Source organism: Streptomyces sp. CAI-85 (genome assembly GCF_013363615.1).
Classification (GTDB): domain Bacteria; phylum Actinomycetota; class Actinomycetes; order Streptomycetales; family Streptomycetaceae; genus Streptomyces; species Streptomyces antibioticus_B.
The window spans coordinates 499,036-517,772 of sequence record NZ_JAANNX010000002.1; the positions used below are offsets into that span (position 1 = coordinate 499,036).

Genomic DNA, 18,737 nt, shown 5'->3' on the forward strand with positions numbered 1-18,737 from the left:
CATGGGGGAGGGCCGGGGTGGCTGACGGCGTCGGTCGGATCAGGGAGCGGCGGGCTGCGACGCGGGCGAGCGCGAAGGGATTCGCTGCCGGCCTGGCGTTGGTGTGCCTCCTGGGCGGTGGGACGTGGATCTTCTTCGTCAAGGGGCTCCATCTGCTCCCTGGGGACATGTGCGACGGCACGCTCGAGCGGGGCACGGTCACCCGGGTGCTGCCGCAGGCGCGCGCGGCGGACGCAGGGTCCCGTGTTCAGGGCGCCGGACCCGACCTCGCCTTCTACTGCCACGTCAACACGAGTGAGGGGTCCTACCTCGACGGTCGTGCGCAAGTGCTGCCCGTCTCAAGGGAGAAGTGGCTCAAGAGCTCTCGGGGAAGCGGGAGTGGCGACAGGGTCGCCCATGTCTCCGCGGACGGGGGCATCGAGGCCGTGGCGAAACTCGCGTCCCGCAGTGCCAGGGTGTACGTGCCGTGTGAGCCGCCCAGTGTTCCTTCGTACAACGCCTCCGCGGAGTACGGCGTTGTCACCGAGTTCAGCGTCAGCGACGACAGCAGGGTGACGGGCGCGGAACTGCGGCAGATCCTGACCGATGTCGCGTACCGGATGAGCCGGCACACCTACGAGTTGGCCGAGTGTGGAAAGGGACGGGACCTGCCCGCGGAACTGCCGCGCTACGAGGAGAGCCCGTGACGGACGAGGAGATCGTCACGGAGTTCGACGGGCGGGGGCGGGTCGCGTTGATGGTGGGGCAGGCTGGACTGGGTCGGGTCGAGGAGATCGGCCGTGCTCTCGGCTACCGGCTCGTCGGCGTCGACAACTACGGTCCCTACGTCGGCGTCCGGATGCGGTTCGAGCGGGACGACGATCCCCGGGCCCGGCGTCGGGCCGAGGAGGCTGTCGCGCGGTTGCGGGCCGGGGGGCCGGGGGGCCGGTGGTGTCGGGGGCGCCGGACGTGCCGCCTCCGCCACCGTCCGCGCCGCCCCCCGGTCGGGCCGCCCGCCCCGCCCCGGCCCAGGTTCAGGGTGCCGGACGGACCCCCTCCGCCTCCGCCGGTCGGGATGCGGCGGCCCGTTCCGCCGCGGCCTGCCTACCCTCCGATGCCTCCCGAGCCTCCGCGATGTTGAGTAGCTGACTGAGTACGCGTGCTCAGGGAAGCGGGAGTTGGGGGCGGGAGGGTGGGGGCATGACGCATTCGATGCCTTCCGCAGAATCTTCCCCGCAGTCTCCCGCCGGTCGGGGGGCTCGGAGGAGGGTCGTTCTTCTCGTGGCCGTTTCGGTTCTGCTGGCCGCCGGTGGGTTCACCGCGTGGCGGGCCAGTGCTCGGGACGGCGGGGCGGTGGACGAGGCGCGGTCGCGGGTGTCCCCGTCCGCTGCCCGTGATGTTCGCCCGCTGGAGGGGCGGCCGAGGGTGTCGGACGCCGTTGCCGGGGTTTCGTACGGGGTTCCCGAAGGGTGGACCGCCGGGGACGAGGAGGGGCTGATTCCCGGGTTCACCTCCTCCGTCACACGGCGTATGGACGCGGAGGGCGGCAGTATCGTGCTGGCCGGGAAGGGGGAGGCCGTGACGCGGGACGGGTTGCGGGCCCGGGCCGAGAGCGCGGCCCGGTCCAACGCCGAGTTCTTCTACCCGGACGGCACCTCGCGCGTCGAGGAGTCCCGTGCCGTCGAGGTCGGCGGGCGGCCCGCCCACACCGTCGTACTGAGGACGACCGACAAGGAGACGGGCGGCGAGGGCCATCTGCGGCTCACGCTCGTCTCCGTGGACGACAGCCGCTCCGCGTTCCTGCTCGGTGTGGTCCACCCCGCCGGGACCGAGGAGGCGCGGGAGGCCGACGCCGTCGTCGAGAGCGCCGGGCTGCTCTGAACTCCCCGCTCAGCCCAGCCGTTTGGTCAGCGTGTACTCGGTCAGGCCCGGCGGGTAGTCCTCGATGACGCAGGCCACCTCGTACCCCTGCTTGCGGTAGAAGCCGGGGGCCTGGAAGTCCCAGGTCTCCAGGCGGGCATGACGGCAGTCCCGGTCCTCGCGGGCCACCCGCTCCGCCTCCGCGAGGAGCCGGGCGCCGAGCCCCGCCCCGCGGTGCCGTTCGTCGACCCACAGGTAGGTGACGTGCAGCCAGCCCGCCCACGTGTGGCCGACCAGTCCGCCCGCCAGGGCGCCCCCGGCGTCCGACGCCCACACGTGCAGCGGCGCCTCCCGCTCCGCCGGCGTACCGCGCAGGGCACGCAGGACCGGGGAGGCCGCCGTGTTGGCGTCGAGAAGCCGGGAACGAAGAAGATCGCGCCGCGCCCTGTCGACTTCTGTCTCCATACGGAACATGCAGCACACCATAAACGCGCTGGCCAACCAGTTCCGCAATTCGCCTACCGCCGCCCGCCCGCAGCCCTACCCTGTGAACAGCGCCGGTGGGGGCCGGTGCCGATCAGGGGGCGAGACAGCCGGGTACGACGCCCGCGGTGGGGGTAGCAGTCTCTGCACGGCGGCGGCCGTGCGGCATCGGCATCCTCTCCGGGCGTCGTACCCGCGCAGGTTGTCGTTCTCCGTCTCCGGAACTTGGGGTATCCCCTGCTCTGACAAGGAGCTTGGGGAAGGGGGTTTCGTGGTTCGCATCCGAGTCCTGGTCGTCGACGACCACCGTATCTTCGCCGAGTCGCTCGCCGCGGCGCTGGCCGCCGAGCCGGACGTGGACGTCTCCGCGGCCGGCAGCGGCCCGGCGGCACTGCGTTCGCTGGAGCGCGCGGCCGCCGAGGGGCGCCGCTACGACGTGCTGCTCGTCGACGCCGATCTCGGCGCCGGCCTGCCCGGCTTACGGCCGGCGGTGCCCGTGCAGGAGGTCGGGGAGGACGGGCCGGTCGACGGGATCTCGCTCGTCGCCGGAGTGCGGGGCGCGCAGCCCCACATCCGGATCGTCGTCCTCGCCGAGAAGGACGATCCGCGCCGCGCGGCCCTCGCCCTCCAGGCCGGTGCCTCCGGCTGGGTGGCGAAGGACTGCTCGCTGTCGCGGCTGCTCACCGTCATCCGCGGGGTGCTGCGCGAGGAGACGCATCTGCCGCCCGCCCTGCTCACCGGGGTGCTGCGGGAGCTGACGGCCGCCCGCAAGCACCGCACCGAGAGCGAGCGGCTGGTGGAGTCCCTCACGCCGAGGGAACGGGAGGTGCTGCGCTGCATGGTCGCCGGGCTGGGCCGCAAGGCCGTCGCCGAGCGGCTGTTCCTCTCCCCGCACACCGTCCGCACCCATATGCAGAACGTCCTCGGCAAACTCGGCGTCCACTCGACGCTCGCCGCGGTCGCGCTGGCCCGCCGGGCCGGGGTGGGACCCGTGGACCTAACCGGGGATGTTGTCGAACGGGGCGGTCAACTGGCGTAGCAGCGCCGCCAGTTCACCGCGCTGGGCGTGGGACAGCTCGGCCAGGATCGCCCGCTCCTGGTCGAGCAGTCCGGCGAGCGCCTGGTCGGCGCGGTCCTTGCCGTCGTCCGTGAGCCGGACCAGCACACCGCGCCGGTCGCTGGGGTCCGGCAGCCGCTCCACCAGGCCCTTCTTCGTGAGCCGGTCGATGCGGTTCGTCATCGTGCCCGAGGTGACCAGCGTCTGTGTCAGCAGTTGCCCCGGGGAGAGCTGGTAGGGGGCGCCCGCGCGCCGCAGCGCGGTCAGGACGTCGAACTCCCAGGGTTCGAGCTGATGCTCGGAGAACGCCAGACGGCGCGCGCGGTCCAGGTGCCGGGCCAGTCTGCTCACCCGGCTGAGTACTTCCAGCGGCTCCACGTCGAGGTCCGGGCGCTCCCGGCGCCACGCTGCGACCAGCCGATCGACCTCGTCCTCCATGACGATCAGTGTAGTGGTTGTGTCGACGTGAAGTCTCTTGATGTCGAGTCTCTTGATATCGAGAGAGGGGGTGAAGGATGGAAGCATGACGAGCAACCCCACCTGGGACCCCGCCCAGTACCTGCGTCACGCCGGCCACCGCGCCCGTCCCTTCGCCGACCTCCTCGCCCGCGTCCCGGCCCTGCCCGGCGACCCGCCCCGGATCGGCGACCTCGGCTGCGGCCCCGGCAACGTCACCACCGTCCTCGCCGACCGCTGGCCCACCGCCCGCGTCACCGGCTACGACAACTCCCCGCGGATGCTCGAAGACGCCCGCGCGCACGCCGGCCCCCGCCTCGACTTCGCGCACGCCGACCTCACCACCTGGACGCCCGGCGAGACGTACGACCTGCTCGTCTCGAACGCCGCCCTCCAGTGGGTCCCCGGCCATCTCGACGCCTTCCCCGCCTGGCTCGACGGTGTCGCACCCGGCGGCACCTTCGCCTTCCAGGTCCCCCACAACGTCGACGCGCCCCTGCACGCCCTGATGCGCGACCTCGGCGCCTCCCCGCGCTGGCGTGCCCGGCTCGGTGACGTCCTGCGCCCCCGGGACTCCGTCCACGCCCCCGGCGTCTACCTCGACCGCCTGGCCCGCCTCGGCTGTGTCACCGACGTCTGGACCACCACGTACCAGCACGTCCTGCTCGGCGAGGACCCCGCCCTCGACTGGGTCAAGGGCACCGGCCTGCGCCCCGTCCTCGACGCCCTCGCCGACGACCCCGAGGCCCGCAACACCTTCGTCACCGAATACCGCGACCTCCTCCGCGTCGCCTACCCGGCCACGTCCTACGGCACGGTCCTCCCGTTCCGCCGCCTGTTCACGGTCGCCACGAAGGGGCACTGAGGCTCACCGCCGTCGACCACGTCCGGCTCCACAGTGAGGTTTGAGGCGTGCGGGACGGGCCACTCGGCCCGGTGAGACCACCCGCGAACCCCGACTGGGAGTGATGGACAGTGGCAGGCGAGCAGAAGTCCAAGGCGAAGATGGAGCAGGCCAAGGGCAAGGCGAAGGAAGCGGCCGGCCGTCTCGTGGGCAACGAGGAGATGGAGGCCGAGGGCCGCGCCGAGCAGGCGAAGGGCGACGCCCGTCAGGCCAAGGAGAAGACCAAGGACGTGTTCAAGCACTGACCGGGTCACAGAAGCCAGAAGCGGCGGGGCCGCGCCCCCGGGAAGAAGGGGCGCGGCCCCGCCGCGTGCGCGTCCGTCCTACGCCTTACGGCGCCCTATCAGGTGCGGCTTGGCCTCCAGGCCGTCCAGGCCGTGCCAGGAGAGGTTCACCAGATGCGCGGCGACCTCCGCCTTCTTCGGGCGGCGCACGTCCAGCCACCACTGGCCGGTCAGCGCGACCATCCCGACCAGCGCCTGCGCGTACAGCGGGGCCAGCTTGGGGTCGAAGCCGCGGTTCTTGAACTCGCGGCCCAGGATGTCCTCGACCTGCGTCGCGATGTCGGAGATCAGCGAGGCGAACGTCCCCGTGGACTGCGGGATGGGGGAGTCACGGACCAGGATCCGGAAACCGTCCGTGTACTCCTCGATGTAGTCGAGCAGCGCGAACGCCGCCTGTTCGAGCAGCTCCCGCGGATGCCCCGCCGTCAGCGACGACGTGACCATGTCCAGCAGCCGGCGCATCTCACGGTCCACGACGACCGCGTACAGCCCCTCCTTGCCGCCGAAGTGCTCGTACACCACCGGCTTGGACACCCCGGCCTTCGCCGCGATCTCCTCCACCGACGTGCCCTCGAACCCCTTCGCGGCGAACAGGGTGCGACCGATCTCCAGCAACTGCTGCCGCCGCTCCGCACCGGTCATCCGGGTGCGCCGCGCGCGTCTGGGCTTCGTTTCGTTGCTCGGGGTGCTGCTGGAATCGGTCGCCACACCGTCCATCATGCCGCGTCGGCGGTCGCCTTCCGGCGCCGGGAGCCGTCCTCACCCGTGTTGCGGCGCGAATCGATACGCGAGCGTGACGGCCAGCGCACGTCGTACGCCCATCCGGCCAGTTCGAACCAGCGGATGAAGCGGGCCGAGGAGTCCAACTGGCCCCGCATCACGCCGTGCCGCGCCGACGTGGGGTCCGCGTGGTGCAGGTTGTGCCAGGACTCGCCGCAGGACAGGATCGCCAGCCACCACACGTTGCCCGAACGGTCCCGGGACTTGAACGGCCGCTTGCCCACCGCGTGACAGATCGAGTTGATCGACCAGGTGACGTGGTGCAGCAGCGCCACCCGCACCAGGGACCCCCAGAAGAACGCGGTGAACGCGCCCCACCACGACATCGTCACCAGACCGCCCACCAGCGGCGGGATCGCCAGCGACACCACGGTCCAGAAGATGAACTGCCGCGAGACCGCGCGGATCGCCGGGTCCTTGATCAGATCCGGCGCGTACTTCTCCTGCGGGGTCTGCTCCTCGTCGAACATCCAGGCGATGTGCGCCCACCACAGGCCCTTCATCAGCGCCGGGATCGTCTCCCCGAACCGCCACGGCGAGTGCGGGTCGCCCTCCGCGTCGGAGAACTTGTGGTGCTTGCGGTGGTCGGCCACCCAGCGCACCAGCGGTCCCTCCACCGCCATCGACCCCATGACCGCGAGCGCGATCCGCAGCGGCCGCTTGGCCTTGAAGGAGCCGTGCGTGAAGTAGCGGTGGAAGCCGATGGTGATGCCGTGGCAGCCGAGGAAGTACATGAAGACCAGCAGACCGAGGTCCAGCCAGCTCACCCCCCACCCCCAGGCCAGCGGCACGGCCGCCAGCAGGGCGAGGAACGGCACGGTGATGAAGAGCAGAAGGGTGATCTGCTCCAGCGAACGCTTCTGCTCGCCACCGAGCGTGGCGGAGGGCAGCGCGGAGCCGCCCGCATCGGCGTCCGGGGAATCGTCGATCACATCGGAGCTCGTGGTCATGCGTGTCCCCTGTGGGGTCGAGGGTTCTGGGGTGGGTCGCCGGGTCACGGCACTCGCGCAGTCGGCCGGGTACCGCTTCCTACGGTTCCGTAACCTACGGCATCGTAAGTATGGCAGTGCGTCGTCCGGGGGCAAGAGCCCGTGTCAGCGCGTCCGGCCCGGCACATATCCTTGGAGACGGTCGGACAGCGCGGTCCGCTCTGTTTTCTTCCCGGATGCCCGAGCCCTATGCGGCAGCCCGCCGCGCGGACGGCGTCCGGGTTCCTCCCGGACGAGCTTCACCACTGCAAGGAGCCGCACCTGTGAGCAGTGCCGACGACCAGACGACGACCAGCGCCGAGCTGCGTGCCGACATCCGCCGACTGGGTGACCTCCTCGGCGAGACCCTCGTCCGGCAGGAGGGTCCCGAGCTTCTCGACCTGGTCGAGAAGGTCCGCCGCCTGACCCGTGAGGACGGCGAGGCCGCCGCCGAGCTGCTGCGCGGCACCGAACTGGAGACCGCGGCCAAGCTGGTCCGCGCCTTCTCCACCTACTTCCACCTCGCCAACGTCACCGAGCAGGTGCACCGCGGCCGTGAGCTGCGCGCCCGGCGCGCCGCCGAGGGCGGCCTCCTCGCCCGCACCGCCGACCGCCTCAAGGACGCCGACCCCGAGCACGTCCGCGACACGGTCCGCAACCTCAACGTGCGCCCCGTCTTCACCGCGCACCCCACCGAGGCCGCCCGCCGTTCGGTCCTCAACAAGCTGCGGCGGATCGCCGCGCTCCTGGAGACCCCGGTCATCGAGTCCGACCGCCGGCGCCTGGACACCCGTCTGGCCGAGAACATCGACCTCGTGTGGCAGACCGACGAACTGCGCGTCGTCCGCCCCGAGCCCGCCGACGAGGCCCGCAACGCCATCTACTACCTCGACGAACTCCACGCGGGCGCCGTCGGGGACGTCCTGGAGGACCTCACCTCCGAACTGGAGCGCGTCGGCGTCCACCTCCCCGAGGAGACCCGCCCGCTCACCTTCGGCACCTGGATCGGCGGCGACCGCGACGGCAACCCCAATGTCACCCCCCAGGTGACCTGGGACGTCCTCATCCTCCAGCACGAGCACGGCATCAACGACGCCCTGGAGACGATCGACGAACTCCGCGGCCTGCTCTCCAACTCCATCCGCTACGCCGGCGCCACCGAGGAACTCCTGGAGTCCCTCCGGGCCGACCTCGAACGGCTGCCCGAGATCAGCCCCCGCTACAAGCGCCTCAACGCCGAGGAGCCCTACCGGCTCAAGGCCACCTGCATCCGGCAGAAGCTGGAGAACACCAAGCAGCGCCTCGCCCAGGGCACCCCGCACCAGGAGGGCCGCGACTACCTCGGCACCAGCGAGCTGCTCCAGGACCTCACGCTCGTCCAGACCTCCCTGCGCGCCCACCGCGGCGGGCTCTTCGCGGACGGCCGTCTCAACCGCACCCTGCGCACCCTGTCCGCCTTCGGCCTCCAGCTCGCCACCATGGACGTCCGCGAACACGCCGACGCCCACCATCACGCCCTCGGCCAGCTCTTCGACCGCCTCGGCGAGGAGTCCTGGCGGTACGCCGACATGCCCCGCGAGTACCGCGCCAAGCTGCTCGCCAAGGAACTGCGCTCCCGGCGCCCGCTGGCCGGCACCCCGGCCCCCGTCGACGCCGCCGGCGAGAAGACCCTCGGCGTCTTCCTCACCGTCAAGCGCGCCCTGGAGGTCTTCGGACCCGAGGTCATCGAGTCGTACATCATCTCGATGTGCCAGGGCGCCGACGACGTCTTCGCCGCCGTCGTCCTCGCCCGTGAGGCCGGGCTCCTCGACCTGCACGCCGGCTGGGCGAAGATCGGCATCGTGCCGCTCCTGGAGACCACCGACGAGCTGAAGGCCGCCGACACCATCCTGGAGGAGATGCTCTCCGACCCCTCCTACCGGCGGCTCGTCGCCCTGCGCGGCGACGTCCAGGAGGTCATGCTCGGCTACTCCGACTCCTCCAAGTTCGGCGGCATCACCACCAGCCAGTGGGAGATCCACCGCGCCCAGCGCCGGCTGCGCGACGTCGCCCACCGCTACGGCGTCCGGCTGCGCCTCTTCCACGGCCGCGGCGGCACCGTCGGCCGCGGCGGCGGCCCCTCGCACGACGCGATCCTCGCCCAGCCCTGGGGCACCCTGGAGGGCGAGATCAAGGTGACCGAGCAGGGCGAGGTCATCTCCGACAAGTACCTCATCCCCTCCCTGGCCAGGGAGAACCTGGAGCTGACGGTCGCCGCCACGCTCCAGGCGTCCGCCCTGCACACCGCGCCCCGCCAGTCCGACGAGGCCCTCGCCCGCTGGGACGCCGCGATGGACGTCGTCTCCGACGCCGCCCACGCCGCCTACCGCGAACTCGTCGAGGACCCGGACCTGCCGACGTACTTCCTCGCCTCCACGCCGGTCGACCAGCTCGCCGATCTGCACCTGGGCTCGCGGCCCGCCCGCCGCCCCGGCTCGGGCGTCTCGCTCGACGGACTGCGCGCCATCCCGTGGGTGTTCGGCTGGACCCAGTCCCGCCAGATCGTCCCCGGCTGGTTCGGCGTCGGCTCCGGCCTCAAGGCCCTGCGCGAGGCCGGTCTCGACACCGTCCTGGACGAGATGCACGGGCAGTGGCACTTCTTCCGCAACTTCATCTCCAACGTCGAGATGACCCTCGCCAAGACCGACCTGCGGATCGCCCAGCACTACGTCGACACGCTCGTCCCCGACGACCTCAAGCACGTCTTCGACCGCATCAAGGCCGAACACGCCCTCACCGTCGCCGAAGTCCTCAAGATCACCGGTGAGGACGAACTGCTGGACGCCACCCCCGTCCTCAAGCAGACCTTCAGCATCCGCGACGCCTACCTGGACCCCATCTCCTACCTCCAGGTCACCCTGCTCAAGCGCCAGCGCGACGCGGCCGCCGCCGGTGCCGAGCCCGACCCGCTGCTCTCCCGCGCCCTGCTCCTCACCGTCAACGGCGTCGCCGCCGGACTGCGCAACACCGGCTGACCCACCGCACCACGACAGGGCAGTGCCCCCGGACGCCGCGCGTCCGGGGGCACTGCCCTGTCTCTCAGATCGCCAGGAACGCCGCCGTCATCAGCGCCACCCCCGACCCCGCCAGCACCCAGCCGGCCCGCGACCGCCCGAGGCCGCCCGCCACCACCACCGACGCCAGCAGCAGCGCGCCGCCCATCGGCACCCACGCGTAGAGCACCCCGGCCGGGCCCGAACGCACCACCTCGGTACCGCCCGGCTTCACGACCACCGTGTACGTCTGCCCCTTGCGCACCGCCACGGACTTCTCGATCACCACCCGCGCCCGCGCCGTCGACCCCGCCGACAGCGGCGTGTACGGCCCCGAACACGTCCGCGCGCCGCACCGGGTCACCTCGATCGTGCCCTGCTCCCGGCCCTTGGTCAGCATCACCTGCTGTGCCGTGCCCCAGGAGGCCCACACCCCCGCCAGCAGGATCAGCGCGGTGACCGCCCCCGCCACCGCCAGCCGCCCGAAGCGCAGCGCGACCACGGAGAAACGGCCCTTGCGGGGAGCGGCCCGATGACGATGGGACGTTGCGGAGGCGGGCATGGCCGGGATCATTGGCCATGCCTGAACGGATCGTCAACCTCCGCCTGAGGCGGCCACCCGACAAATCACGAGTTGTACGTGCTTTGCGCCCGCTCCAGACCCTCGATCACCAGACACTCCACCGCGTCCGCCGCCCGGTCCACGAAGTAGTCCAGCTCCTTGCGCTCCGCCGACGCGAAATCCTTCAGCACGAAGTCCGCCACCTGCATCCGCCCCGGCGGCCGCCCGATCCCGAACCGCACCCGGTGATAGTCGGGACCCAGCACCTTCGTCATCGACTTCAGGCCGTTGTGCCCGTTGTCCCCGCCGCCCAGCTTCAGCCGCAGCACCCCGTAGTCGATGTCCAGCTCGTCATGCACCGCCACCACCTGGGCCGCCGGCACCTTGTAGAAGTCCCGCAGCGCGTTCACCGGACCCCCCGACAGGTTCATGAACGACATCGGCTTCGCCAGGATCACCCGACGGTTCGCGGGCCCCGGCGGACCGATCCGCCCCTCCACCACCTGCGCCTGCGCCTTGCCGGCCCGCTTGAACCTGCCGCCGATCCGCTCCGCCAGCAGATCCGCCACCATGAACCCCACGTTGTGCCGGTTCATCGCGTACTCCGGCCCCGGGTTCCCCAGGCCCACGACGAGCCACGGGGCGTTCGCATCCGTCGTCACGTGCATGTCTCCTTACGCAGCAGCCGCTGCTCCCCCCGAGCGGGGGAAACAGCGGCTGGAGCCTCGATGTACCGCTACGGAAGCCGTACGGCTCAGGCCTCGGCGGCCTCGGTGCCCTCGGCGGCCTCGCCCTCCGGGGCCTCCTCGGCCTGCGCGGACAGGACCTGGAGGACGACCGTGTCGCCGTCGACGGCCAGCGTCGTACCGGACGGCAGGGTGATGTCCTTCGCCAGGATCGAGGCACCGGCCTCCAGACCCTCCACGGACACCGTGACGGCCTCCGGGATGTGCGTGGCCTCGGTCTCGACCGGCAGCGCGTTCAGGACGTGCTCCAGCAGGTTGCCACCCGCCGCCAGCTCACCCTCGGCCTGCACCGGAATCTCGACCGTGACCTTCTCGCCGCGCTTCACGAGCTGGAGGTCGACGTGCTCCAGGAAACCCTTGATCGGGTCGCGCTGCACCGACTTCGGGATCGCCAGCTCGTTGGCCTTGCCGTCGATGTCCAGCGAGATCAGGACGTTCGGCGTACGCAGCGCGAGCAGCAGCTCGTGGCCCGGAAGGGTCAGGTGCAGCGGGTCGGAACCGTGGCCGTACAGCACACCGGGAACCTTGTTGTCACGGCGGATACGGCGGGCGGCGCCCTTGCCGAACTCGGAACGGGTCTCGGCGGAGATCTTTACCTCGGACATGATCACTCCTCGTAGAAAGCGAAACGGACCTGGTCACCCGGCCACGAACGGCCTGCTACGAAGAGCGCGTCGATAACGGACCACCGCATCCGTCAAGAAAACGGACGACGGCCTCCCTCGCCGAGCAACTGGAGCAGTCTAACGGTGAGGGAGGCCGCGGAAAAATCGACCTTGAAGAAGGCCCGAGCAGGTCCTACTGCTCGTCGAACAGGCTGGTCACCGAGCCGTCCTCGAAGACCTCACGCACCGCGTTCGCGATCGTCGGCGCGATCGACAGCACCTTGATCTTGTCGACCTCCAGCTCACCCGGGGTCGGCAGCGTGTTGGTGAACACGAACTCGCTCACCTTCGAGTTCTTCAGACGGTCCGCCGCCGGACCCGACAGCACACCGTGCGTCGCCGTCACGATCACGTCCTCCGCGCCGTGCGCGAACAGGGCGTCCGCGGCCGCGCAGATCGTGCCACCGGTGTCGATCATGTCGTCGACCAGGACGCACACCCGGCCCTTGACCTCACCGACGACCTCGTGGACCGTCACCTGGTTCGCCACGTCCTTGTCGCGCCGCTTGTGCACGATCGCCAGCGGCGCGCCCAGCCGGTCGCACCAGCGGTCCGCCACCCGCACCCGGCCGGCGTCCGGCGACACCACCGTCAGCTTCTCCTTGTCGACCTTCTGGCCGACGTAGTCCGCCAGCAGCGGCAGCGCGAAGAGGTGGTCCACCGGGCCGTCGAAGAAGCCCTGGATCTGGTCCGTGTGCAGATCCACCGTCAGGATCCGGTCCGCACCCGCCGTCTTCATCAGGTCCGCGATCAGCCGCGCCGAGATCGGCTCACGGCCGCGGTGCTTCTTGTCCTGCCGGGCATAGCCGTAGAACGGCACGATCACCGTGATCGACCGCGCCGACGCGCGCTTCAGCGCGTCGATCATGATGAGCTGCTCCATGATCCACTTGTTGATCGGAGCCGTGTGGCTCTGGATCAGGAAGCAGTCCGCACCACGCGCCGACTCCTGGTAGCGCACATAGATCTCACCGTTGGCGAAATCGAAGGCCTTCGTCGGGACGACCCCGACACCCAGCTCGTGGGCGACCTCCTCGGCAAGCTCGGGGTGGGCGCGGCCGGAGAAGAACATCATCTTCTTCTCGCCGGTCGTCTTGATCCCGGTCACAGCACTGTCTCCTCAGAGGTGTCTCAACGGGGGTGTCGAGCGGTCCCGCCGCTGGACACGACGGGCCGTCTCGGCCGGTGGGGGGTGTGCACCTATCACGGTACGCCGTGTCCGGCGCGCCTGTTTCCGGTCAGTCCTCGGCATCGCCCGGCCGGGAAGCCGCCTCGGCCGCCTTCGCCGCCGCGCTCCCCGGACGCTTGCGCGCCACCCAGCCCTCGATATTCCGCTGCTGGCCACGGGCCACGGCCAGCGAACCGGGCGGCACGTCCTTCGTGATCACGGAGCCGGCCGCGGTGTACGCGCCGTCCCCGATCGTGACAGGAGCCACAAACATGTTGTCCGAACCCGTGCGGCAGTGCGACCCCACCGTGGTGTGGTGCTTGTCCTGACCGTCGTAGTTCACGAACACGCTCGCCGCGCCGATGTTGGTCTGGTCACCGATCGTCGCGTCACCGACGTACGACAGGTGCGGGATCTTCGTGCCCTCGCCGATCGAGGCGTTCTTCGTCTCCACGTACGTGCCGATCTTGCCCTTGGCGCCCAGACGGGTCCCCGGACGCAGATAGGCGAACGGCCCGACGGTCGCGTGCGCGCCGATGTGCGCCGTGTCCGAGACCGTGTTGTCCACGCGCGCGCCCGCGCCGACGACGGTGTCCTTCAGCCGGCTGTTCGGGCCGACCTCCGCGCCCTCGCCGATCTGCGTGGCCCCGAGCAACTGCGTGCCCGGCTGCACGATCGCGTCCTGCCCGAACGTCACCGTCACGTCCACCCACGTCGACGCCGGGTCCACGACCGTCACACCCGACAGCATGGCCGCCGTCAGCAGCCGGTCGTTCAGGATCCGGCGCGCCTCGCTCAACTGCACCCGGTTGTTGATCCCGGCGATCTCCCGGTGGTCACCGGCCACCGACGCGCCGACCCGGTGACCGGCCTCGCGCAGAATGCCGAGGACGTCCGTCAGGTACTCCTCGCCCTGGCTGTTGTCCGTACGGACCTTCTTCAGGGCGTCGGCCAGCAGCGCGCCGTCGAACGCGAACACCCCGGAGTTGATCTCCCGGATCGCGCGCTGGGCCTCGGTGGCGTCCTTGTGCTCGACGATCGCGGTGACGGCGCCCGTCGCCTCGTCACGCACGATCCGGCCGTAACCGGTCGCGTCCGGCACCTCGGCGGTCAGCACGGTGACGGCGTTGCCGTCGGCCTCGTGCGTGCCGGCGAGCGCGGCGAGCGTGGCCCCGGTCAGCAGCGGTGTGTCACCGCACACGACGACGACCGTGCCGTCGACCCCGCCCCCCAGCTCCTCCAGCCCCATCCGGACGGCGTGCCCGGTGCCGTTCTGCTCGGCCTGCACCGCGGTGCGCACCTCGCTGTCGGTCTCACGCAGATGCCCGGCGACCAGCTCCCGCGCGTGCCCGACCACCACGACCAGGTGCTCGGGCTCCAACTCGCGGGCGGCGGCCAGCACATGACCCACGAGACTGCGACCGCAGATCTCGTGCAGAACCTTGGGAGTGGCCGACTTCATACGGGTGCCCTCACCCGCTGCGAGTACGACGACGGCTGCCGGGCGAATGGCGCTCACGAAGTTGCCCTTCGGCTGTGGAGTGAGGTGGGACATCCGAAGGATACCGGGGCGTTTCACGGCGGACATGAGAGCGGGCCCCGACGATGCTGTCAGGGCCCGAACCGCGGCCGTATGCGTAGTTGCTCCCCCGCAAGGATTCGAACCTTGTCCTGCTGGTACCAAAAACCAGTGTGCTGCCAGTTACACCACGGGGGACAGCGCCTCAGACCATACCGGAGCCTGGCCCCCGAGCCGTAGCGGTGCGGTGGGGACCGGGCGGTGAAACTCGTCGGAAAAGGCGGGGTGTGCGCCCGTAGGCTGGAGGCATGACCACGACGGGGGTAGAGCTTGCGGGGGCCCGGGGAGGGCCGCTGTGGTGGAGCAGGCGGCGTAGTGCGGTGTTCGACTGCGGGCTGGCGCTGCTGTCGGCCGTGGAGTGCGCGGTGGAGGGGGTGCCGTTCGCGCGGGACGCGGGGGTGCCGGTGGCCGTGGGGGTGGTGTTCGGGCTGCTCGCCGGGTCGGTGCTGGTGGTGCGGCGGCAGTGGCCGATCGCGGTGGTGCTGGTGGCGATCGCCATCACGCCGGCCCAGATGGGGTTCCTGATGGGGATCGTCGGGCTGTACACCCTGGCGGCGTCGGAGCTGCCGCGCCGGATCATCGCGTCGCTGGCGGGGATGCAGCTCGTGGGGACGCTGATCGTGACGTTCGTGCAGGTGCGGCAGGGCATGGACCAGGGGCATCAGACGGTCGGGGACTGGTTCATCCCGTTCGCCGCGCTGGCCACCTCGCTGGGGCTGACGGCGCCGCCGGTGCTGCTGGGGCTGTACGTGGGCGCGCGGCGGCGGCTGATGGAGAGTCTGCGGGAGCGGGCGGACAGCCTGGAGCGCGAGTTGCAGTTGCTGGCGGAGCGTGCGGAGGAACGGGCCGAGTGGGCGCGGAACGAGGAGCGGACGCGGATCGCGCGGGAGATGCACGACGTCGTGGCGCACCGTGTGAGCCTGATGGTGGTGCACGCGGCGGCGTTGCAGGCGGTGGCGCGGAAGGACCCGGAGAAGGCGGTGCGCAACGCCGCGTTGGTGGGGGACATGGGGCGTCAGGCGCTGACGGAGCTGCGGGAGATGCTCGGGGTGCTGCGCAGCGGTGGTCCGCGGGAGCGGGCGGGGGTGCCGCTGGAGGCGGTGGGGGTGGCCGCGGCGGCCGCGGCGTCGCGGGCGGTGGAGGAGGCGGAGGGACCGTGTCTGGAGGAGCTGGAGGAGCTGGTGGGGCAGTCGGCGGCCGCGGGGATGGTCGTGGATCTGTCGGTGGTGGGGGAGGTGCGGGCGTACGCGCCGGAGATCGAGCAGACGGCGTACCGGGTGGTGCAGGAGGCGTTGACGAACGTCCACAAGCACGCGGCGGGTGCGAAGACGTATGTGCGGCTGGCGCACCGGGTGGCGGAGATCGCGATGCAGGTGGAGAACGAGCCGCCGCCGGAGGGGGGTTCGGGGTCCTCGGCGGGTCTGCCGTCGGGCGGCAACGGCCTGGTGGGGATGAAGGAGCGGGTGGTGGGGCTCGGCGGGGTGTTCGTGTCGGGTCCGACGGACGCGGGGGGTTTCCGGGTGTCGGCGGTGATTCCGTCGGCGGCGGGCTGAACCTTCCGGCGGGGAGACGGTCGGTTCGGCTGACGGTGGGCTGATCGTCCTGGCGAGGGCGATCGGTCCGGTCGGCGGTGGGCTGAACTTCTCGGCGGGGGGCGGTCGGTTCGGCTGGTGGTGGGCTGATCGTCCCGGTGGAGGCGGCCGGTCTGGTCGGCGGTGGGTCGATCGTCCTGGTGGGGGCGGTCGGTCCCGTCGGTGGTGAATCGATTCTTCCGGTGGGGCCTTCTGGCCGGGCGTGGGGTCAGTCCGCGGTGAGGCGGGCCGGTTCGGTGCCGGTGAGGAGGGCGGACAGGGCGTGGTCGATGTCGGGGCCGAGGTACCAGTCGCCGGTGTGGTCGAGGGCGTAGACGCGTCCCTCGTCGTCGATGGCGAGGACGGCCCCGGTGTCGGTCTCGGTGCCGAGCGGGGCCACGTCGGTGTCGAGGGCGCGGCCGAGGTCGGCGAGGGTGCGGGCCATGTGGAGGCCGTGCAGGGGGTCGAGATGGAGGGTGGCGGGGGCGATCCGGCGGCCGCCGGCGCCGGGGGTGATGGTGAGGCCGCCGAATTCGGCCCACGCCTCGACGGCGGCGGGGAAGACGGCGTGCCGGTGGCCGGCGGGCGAGGTGTGGTCGCGCAGGGTGTCGGCCCAGATCTCGGCCTGCTTGATGTCCCAGCGTCCGGGCTGCCAGCCCGCGGTGCGCAGGGCGGCGTCGATGGGGACGGGGAAGCGGGTGGTGGAGGTGCGCTGTTCGGGGTGCATCTGCCTTCGTTCGTCGTGCCGGTGCGGGTGTGCTGGGTGGGCCGCCGTGGGGTCAGCCGGTCGCTTCCGGGTCGACGACGCGGACGCCGAAGTGGGCGCTGAGGGCCGTACAGGCGCGGCAGGGCGGGGCGAAGCTGCCGTGCAGCGGGTCGCCGTCCTCGCGGATGTGCCGGGTGGTGAGCTTGGCCGCTCTGAGCGCCTTGCGGGCTTCGCCGTTGGTCATGGGTTTTCGGGCGGAGCGTCTGCTGCGGGCGGCGTCGGCGGCGGCGAGGTGCCGGGAGATGAGGAGGGCCTCGGCGCAGCGGCCGGTGAAGCGGTCGCGCTGGGCGCTGGTGAGGGTGTCGAGGAAGTCCTGGACGAGGGGGTGCAGCGGCGGGGGCTGGTCGCCGCGGGCGGCGGTGCCGGTGAGGGTGGCGCCCTGGACGGAGAGGGCGGCGGCGACGGTGGGGAGTATGCCGTCGCGGCGGTGACGGAGCGTGGGCGTGTGGGGGGCGTCGGTGGCGGACCAGCCGACGCGGGGGTCGCCGGTGGAGTCGCCGGCGGCGCCGGTGTGGCGCACATCTCCCGACCTGGCCTGGTGCGGTCCCGTTTGCGTTGCGTTCATGATCGTCATCCCCTCCCGAGCATCCCCCCGGACGTCACAGAGTGCCAAATGGCGTGGCGGGTGCGGAAGCTGGGGCGCCGCGACACGCCCGGGTTTGGGCGGGCTGTCACGGCGGGGTGACGGCAGGTCACGGAAGCGGAGGCCCGGTGACCCGTGTCGTCGTACCGCATAGGCTGTCGCCACTGTGAGGCGCGCGGTCGACGCGCGTTGGCAACCGTTGGAGACAGTCGCATACGGGGCGTGGTGGTTCGGGACCGGAAGCGGAACCGGCCGCTGCGGGCCGTACAGAGTGCCGCAGGGGGCAACCGCCATGACGACGAGTCGGCTCGGGCAGCAAGCCGCGCCGCCGAACGCGGCCTATGCCGGGCAGGTCGTGCATTTCCCGGATCCGGTCCGGGCGGCACGGCACCCGAGAGGGGTGCGGGTGGACGAGCGCGGCTACCCGGACTTCTCGGCGTACGCCAGGGCGGCCGCGGAGATCGCGGAGCCGCCGGAGGGTTTCGGGGTCGACGAGCTGCGGCTGACGGACTACGTGTCGGCGAACGCGGCGATGGCGGCCTCGGGGCACGAGCTGTGGGACACGGTGCCGAACGTGGCGACGCCGCACGGCTGGACGTGGCACCACGTGGTGGACTCGCGGCGGCTCGAACTGGTGCCGGTCGAGGTGAAGGCGCTGCTGCGGCACCACGGCGGGCTTTCGACGGCGGTGGTGGACCAGTCGAAGCGGGGCACGCGCCCGTTGCAGGAGACGCGTCCGGCGCACTTCGGGCTGCCGAAGTCGGGTGCGGCGGTGTCTGAGCAGCAGGTGCAGGGAGTCGAGGAGGACCTCGGGTACCGGCTGCCTGGGGCGTACCGGTCGTTCCTGCGGGCGGCGGGCGGCTGTGCCCCGGTGGGCGCGGCGCTCGACGCCGAGCTGGGGCTGCTGGTCGACCAGCCGTTCTTCACGGTGCGCGACGAGGCCGCGGTCAACGACCTGGTCTATGTGAACAAGTGCCTGCGGGACCATCTGACGAAGGACTACCTGGGCGTCGGTTTCGTCCAGGGCGGTCTGCTGGCCGTGAAGGTGAAGGGCGAGCGGATCGGTTCTGTGTGGTTCTGCGCCTACGACGATGTGCGCGACGCGGATCCGGGGGTGCCGCCCGCCGAGCGGGTGGAGCGGCTGCTGCTGCCGTGCGGTGAGGACTTCGACGCGTTCCTGTCGCGGCTCGCGGGCAATCCGCCCGAGCTGGAGACGGTGGCGAATCTGATGGTGGACGGCGGGTTCGCGCGTGCGGTGCCCGTGGCGTCCGTGGCCGCGGGGGAGTGAGCGGAC

At 71.4% G+C, this 18,737-nt stretch carries 19 protein-coding genes and 1 tRNA gene; 8 read left to right on the forward strand and 12 right to left on the reverse strand.

From position 1 onward, the window contains the following. Nucleotides 1-17 precede the first annotated feature (17 nt). Both G6W55_RS05300 and G6W55_RS05305 read left to right on the forward strand, forming a co-directional pair. The gene (locus tag G6W55_RS05300) at nt 18-686 is read left to right on the forward strand and encodes a hypothetical protein (RefSeq protein WP_175519568.1); all 669 of its coding nucleotides are present in this window, start codon (nt 18-20) and stop codon (nt 684-686) included. A 574-nt stretch (nt 687-1,260) separates the two neighbouring features. Further along, the gene (locus G6W55_RS05305) at nt 1,261-1,860 is read left to right on the forward strand and encodes a hypothetical protein (RefSeq protein ID WP_175519569.1); all 600 of its coding nucleotides are present in this window, start codon (nt 1,261-1,263) and stop codon (nt 1,858-1,860) included. A 9-nt stretch (nt 1,861-1,869) separates the two neighbouring features. On the opposite strand, the gene G6W55_RS05310 is transcribed toward G6W55_RS05305, so the two are convergent. After that, entirely contained in the window at nt 1,870-2,325 is a 456-nt protein-coding gene (locus G6W55_RS05310) for an N-acetyltransferase (RefSeq protein WP_175519664.1), read from the reverse strand. A gap of 268 nt (nt 2,326-2,593) precedes the next feature. On the opposite strand from G6W55_RS05310, the gene G6W55_RS05315 reads away from it, so the two are divergent. Continuing rightward, a complete protein-coding gene (locus tag G6W55_RS05315; RefSeq protein ID WP_030792557.1) occupies nt 2,594-3,361 on the forward strand; it encodes a response regulator transcription factor in 768 nt (255 codons plus the stop codon). Here G6W55_RS05315 and G6W55_RS05320 read toward each other — a convergent pair. After that, entirely contained in the window at nt 3,320-3,817 is a 498-nt protein-coding gene (locus tag G6W55_RS05320; RefSeq protein ID WP_079661767.1) for a MarR family winged helix-turn-helix transcriptional regulator, read from the reverse strand. The two genes, G6W55_RS05315 and G6W55_RS05320, sit on opposite strands and share 42 nt — an antisense overlap. Before the next feature lie 85 nt (nt 3,818-3,902). Between G6W55_RS05320 and G6W55_RS05325 the strand changes: the two genes are divergently transcribed. Beyond that, nucleotides 3,903-4,700 carry a trans-aconitate 2-methyltransferase gene (locus G6W55_RS05325; protein ID WP_175519570.1) on the forward strand — a complete coding sequence of 266 codons (798 nt, stop codon included), beginning with the start codon at nt 3,903-3,905 and terminating at the stop codon, nt 4,698-4,700. A gap of 110 nt (nt 4,701-4,810) precedes the next feature. Then, nucleotides 4,811-4,984: a CsbD family protein gene (locus G6W55_RS05330; RefSeq protein WP_175519571.1), complete on the forward strand. Its 174-nt coding sequence runs from the start codon at nt 4,811-4,813 to the stop codon at nt 4,982-4,984. Between the two features lie 78 nt (nt 4,985-5,062). Here G6W55_RS05330 and G6W55_RS05335 read toward each other — a convergent pair whose 3' ends face one another. Continuing rightward, nucleotides 5,063-5,743, reverse strand: coding sequence for a TetR/AcrR family transcriptional regulator (locus G6W55_RS05335; RefSeq protein ID WP_078633738.1), 681 nt, complete (start codon nt 5,741-5,743; stop codon nt 5,063-5,065). Further along, nucleotides 5,740-6,753, reverse strand: a complete 1,014-nt coding sequence (locus G6W55_RS05340) for an acyl-CoA desaturase (protein WP_175519572.1) — start codon at nt 6,751-6,753, stop codon at nt 5,740-5,742. The genes G6W55_RS05335 and G6W55_RS05340 overlap by 4 nt, the downstream gene beginning before the upstream one ends. A gap of 302 nt (nt 6,754-7,055) precedes the next feature. Between G6W55_RS05340 and ppc the strand changes: the two genes are divergently transcribed. Beyond that, entirely contained in the window at nt 7,056-9,785 is a 2,730-nt protein-coding gene (ppc, locus tag G6W55_RS05345; protein WP_175519573.1) for a phosphoenolpyruvate carboxylase, read from the forward strand. 64 nt (nt 9,786-9,849) lie between these two features. On the opposite strand, the gene G6W55_RS05350 is transcribed toward ppc, so the two are convergent. From G6W55_RS05350 to G6W55_RS05375, 6 genes are all read right to left on the reverse strand, one after another. Next, nucleotides 9,850-10,377, reverse strand: coding sequence for a hypothetical protein (locus tag G6W55_RS05350; protein WP_175519574.1), 528 nt, complete (start codon nt 10,375-10,377; stop codon nt 9,850-9,852). Between the two features lie 53 nt (nt 10,378-10,430). Next, nucleotides 10,431-11,033 (reverse strand): aminoacyl-tRNA hydrolase, encoded by a 603-nt coding sequence (gene pth, locus G6W55_RS05355; protein WP_175519575.1) that lies wholly within the window; start codon nt 11,031-11,033, stop codon nt 10,431-10,433. An 86-nt stretch (nt 11,034-11,119) separates the two neighbouring features. Continuing rightward, nucleotides 11,120-11,716, reverse strand: coding sequence for a 50S ribosomal protein L25/general stress protein Ctc (locus G6W55_RS05360; protein ID WP_030792579.1), 597 nt, complete (start codon nt 11,714-11,716; stop codon nt 11,120-11,122). 193 nt (nt 11,717-11,909) lie between these two features. Then, entirely contained in the window at nt 11,910-12,884 is a 975-nt protein-coding gene (locus G6W55_RS05365) for a ribose-phosphate diphosphokinase (RefSeq protein WP_175519576.1), read from the reverse strand. Nucleotides 12,885-13,014: 130 nt separating this feature from the next. Further along, on the reverse strand, nt 13,015-14,463 hold the full coding sequence (gene glmU, locus G6W55_RS05370; protein ID WP_175519577.1) for a bifunctional UDP-N-acetylglucosamine diphosphorylase/glucosamine-1-phosphate N-acetyltransferase GlmU: 1,449 nt from the start codon (nt 14,461-14,463) through the stop codon (nt 13,015-13,017). 125 nt (nt 14,464-14,588) lie between these two features. Further along, a tRNA-Gln gene (locus G6W55_RS05375) sits at nt 14,589-14,661 on the reverse strand. A 110-nt stretch (nt 14,662-14,771) separates the two neighbouring features. On the opposite strand from G6W55_RS05375, the gene G6W55_RS05380 reads away from it, so the two are divergent. After that, nucleotides 14,772-16,076, forward strand: coding sequence for a sensor histidine kinase (locus G6W55_RS05380; RefSeq protein WP_175519578.1), 1,305 nt, complete (start codon nt 14,772-14,774; stop codon nt 16,074-16,076). Nucleotides 16,077-16,323: 247 nt separating this feature from the next. On the opposite strand, the gene G6W55_RS05385 is transcribed toward G6W55_RS05380, so the two are convergent. Both G6W55_RS05385 and G6W55_RS05390 read right to left on the reverse strand, forming a co-directional pair. Next, nucleotides 16,324-16,821: an SUKH-3 domain-containing protein gene (locus G6W55_RS05385; protein WP_175519579.1), complete on the reverse strand. Its 498-nt coding sequence runs from the start codon at nt 16,819-16,821 to the stop codon at nt 16,324-16,326. 52 nt (nt 16,822-16,873) lie between these two features. Next, entirely contained in the window at nt 16,874-17,434 is a 561-nt protein-coding gene (locus tag G6W55_RS05390) for a YwqJ-related putative deaminase (RefSeq protein ID WP_175519580.1), read from the reverse strand. Between the two features lie 301 nt (nt 17,435-17,735). Between G6W55_RS05390 and G6W55_RS05395 the strand changes: the two genes are divergently transcribed. Beyond that, nucleotides 17,736-18,731, forward strand: a complete 996-nt coding sequence (locus tag G6W55_RS05395; protein WP_175519581.1) for an SMI1/KNR4 family protein — start codon at nt 17,736-17,738, stop codon at nt 18,729-18,731. Nucleotides 18,732-18,737 lie beyond the last annotated feature (6 nt).

Excerpts from the sequence above, each read along its gene's own strand:
- G6W55_RS05310 (WP_175519664.1), bottom strand. The coding sequence starts at position 2,325 with ATGGTGTGCTGCATGTTCCGTATGGAGACAGAAGTCGACAGGGCGCGG.
- G6W55_RS05320 (WP_079661767.1), bottom strand. The coding sequence starts at position 3,817 with ATGGAGGACGAGGTCGATCGGCTGGTCGCAGCGTGGCGCCGGGAGCGC.
- G6W55_RS05325 (WP_175519570.1), top strand. The coding sequence starts at position 3,903 with ATGACGAGCAACCCCACCTGGGACCCCGCCCAGTACCTGCGTCACGCC.
- G6W55_RS05335 (WP_078633738.1), bottom strand. The coding sequence starts at position 5,743 with ATGATGGACGGTGTGGCGACCGATTCCAGCAGCACCCCGAGCAACGAA.
- G6W55_RS05340 (WP_175519572.1), bottom strand. The coding sequence starts at position 6,753 with ATGACCACGAGCTCCGATGTGATCGACGATTCCCCGGACGCCGATGCG.
- G6W55_RS05350 (WP_175519574.1), bottom strand. The coding sequence starts at position 10,377 with ATGATCCCGGCCATGCCCGCCTCCGCAACGTCCCATCGTCATCGGGCC.
- pth (WP_175519575.1), bottom strand. The coding sequence starts at position 11,033 with ATGCACGTGACGACGGATGCGAACGCCCCGTGGCTCGTCGTGGGCCTG.
- G6W55_RS05360 (WP_030792579.1), bottom strand. The coding sequence starts at position 11,716 with ATGTCCGAGGTAAAGATCTCCGCCGAGACCCGTTCCGAGTTCGGCAAG.
- G6W55_RS05380 (WP_175519578.1), top strand. The coding sequence starts at position 14,772 with ATGACCACGACGGGGGTAGAGCTTGCGGGGGCCCGGGGAGGGCCGCTG.
- G6W55_RS05385 (WP_175519579.1), bottom strand. The coding sequence starts at position 16,821 with ATGCACCCCGAACAGCGCACCTCCACCACCCGCTTCCCCGTCCCCATC.
- G6W55_RS05390 (WP_175519580.1), bottom strand. The coding sequence starts at position 17,434 with ATGACGATCATGAACGCAACGCAAACGGGACCGCACCAGGCCAGGTCG.
- G6W55_RS05395 (WP_175519581.1), top strand. The coding sequence starts at position 17,736 with ATGACGACGAGTCGGCTCGGGCAGCAAGCCGCGCCGCCGAACGCGGCC.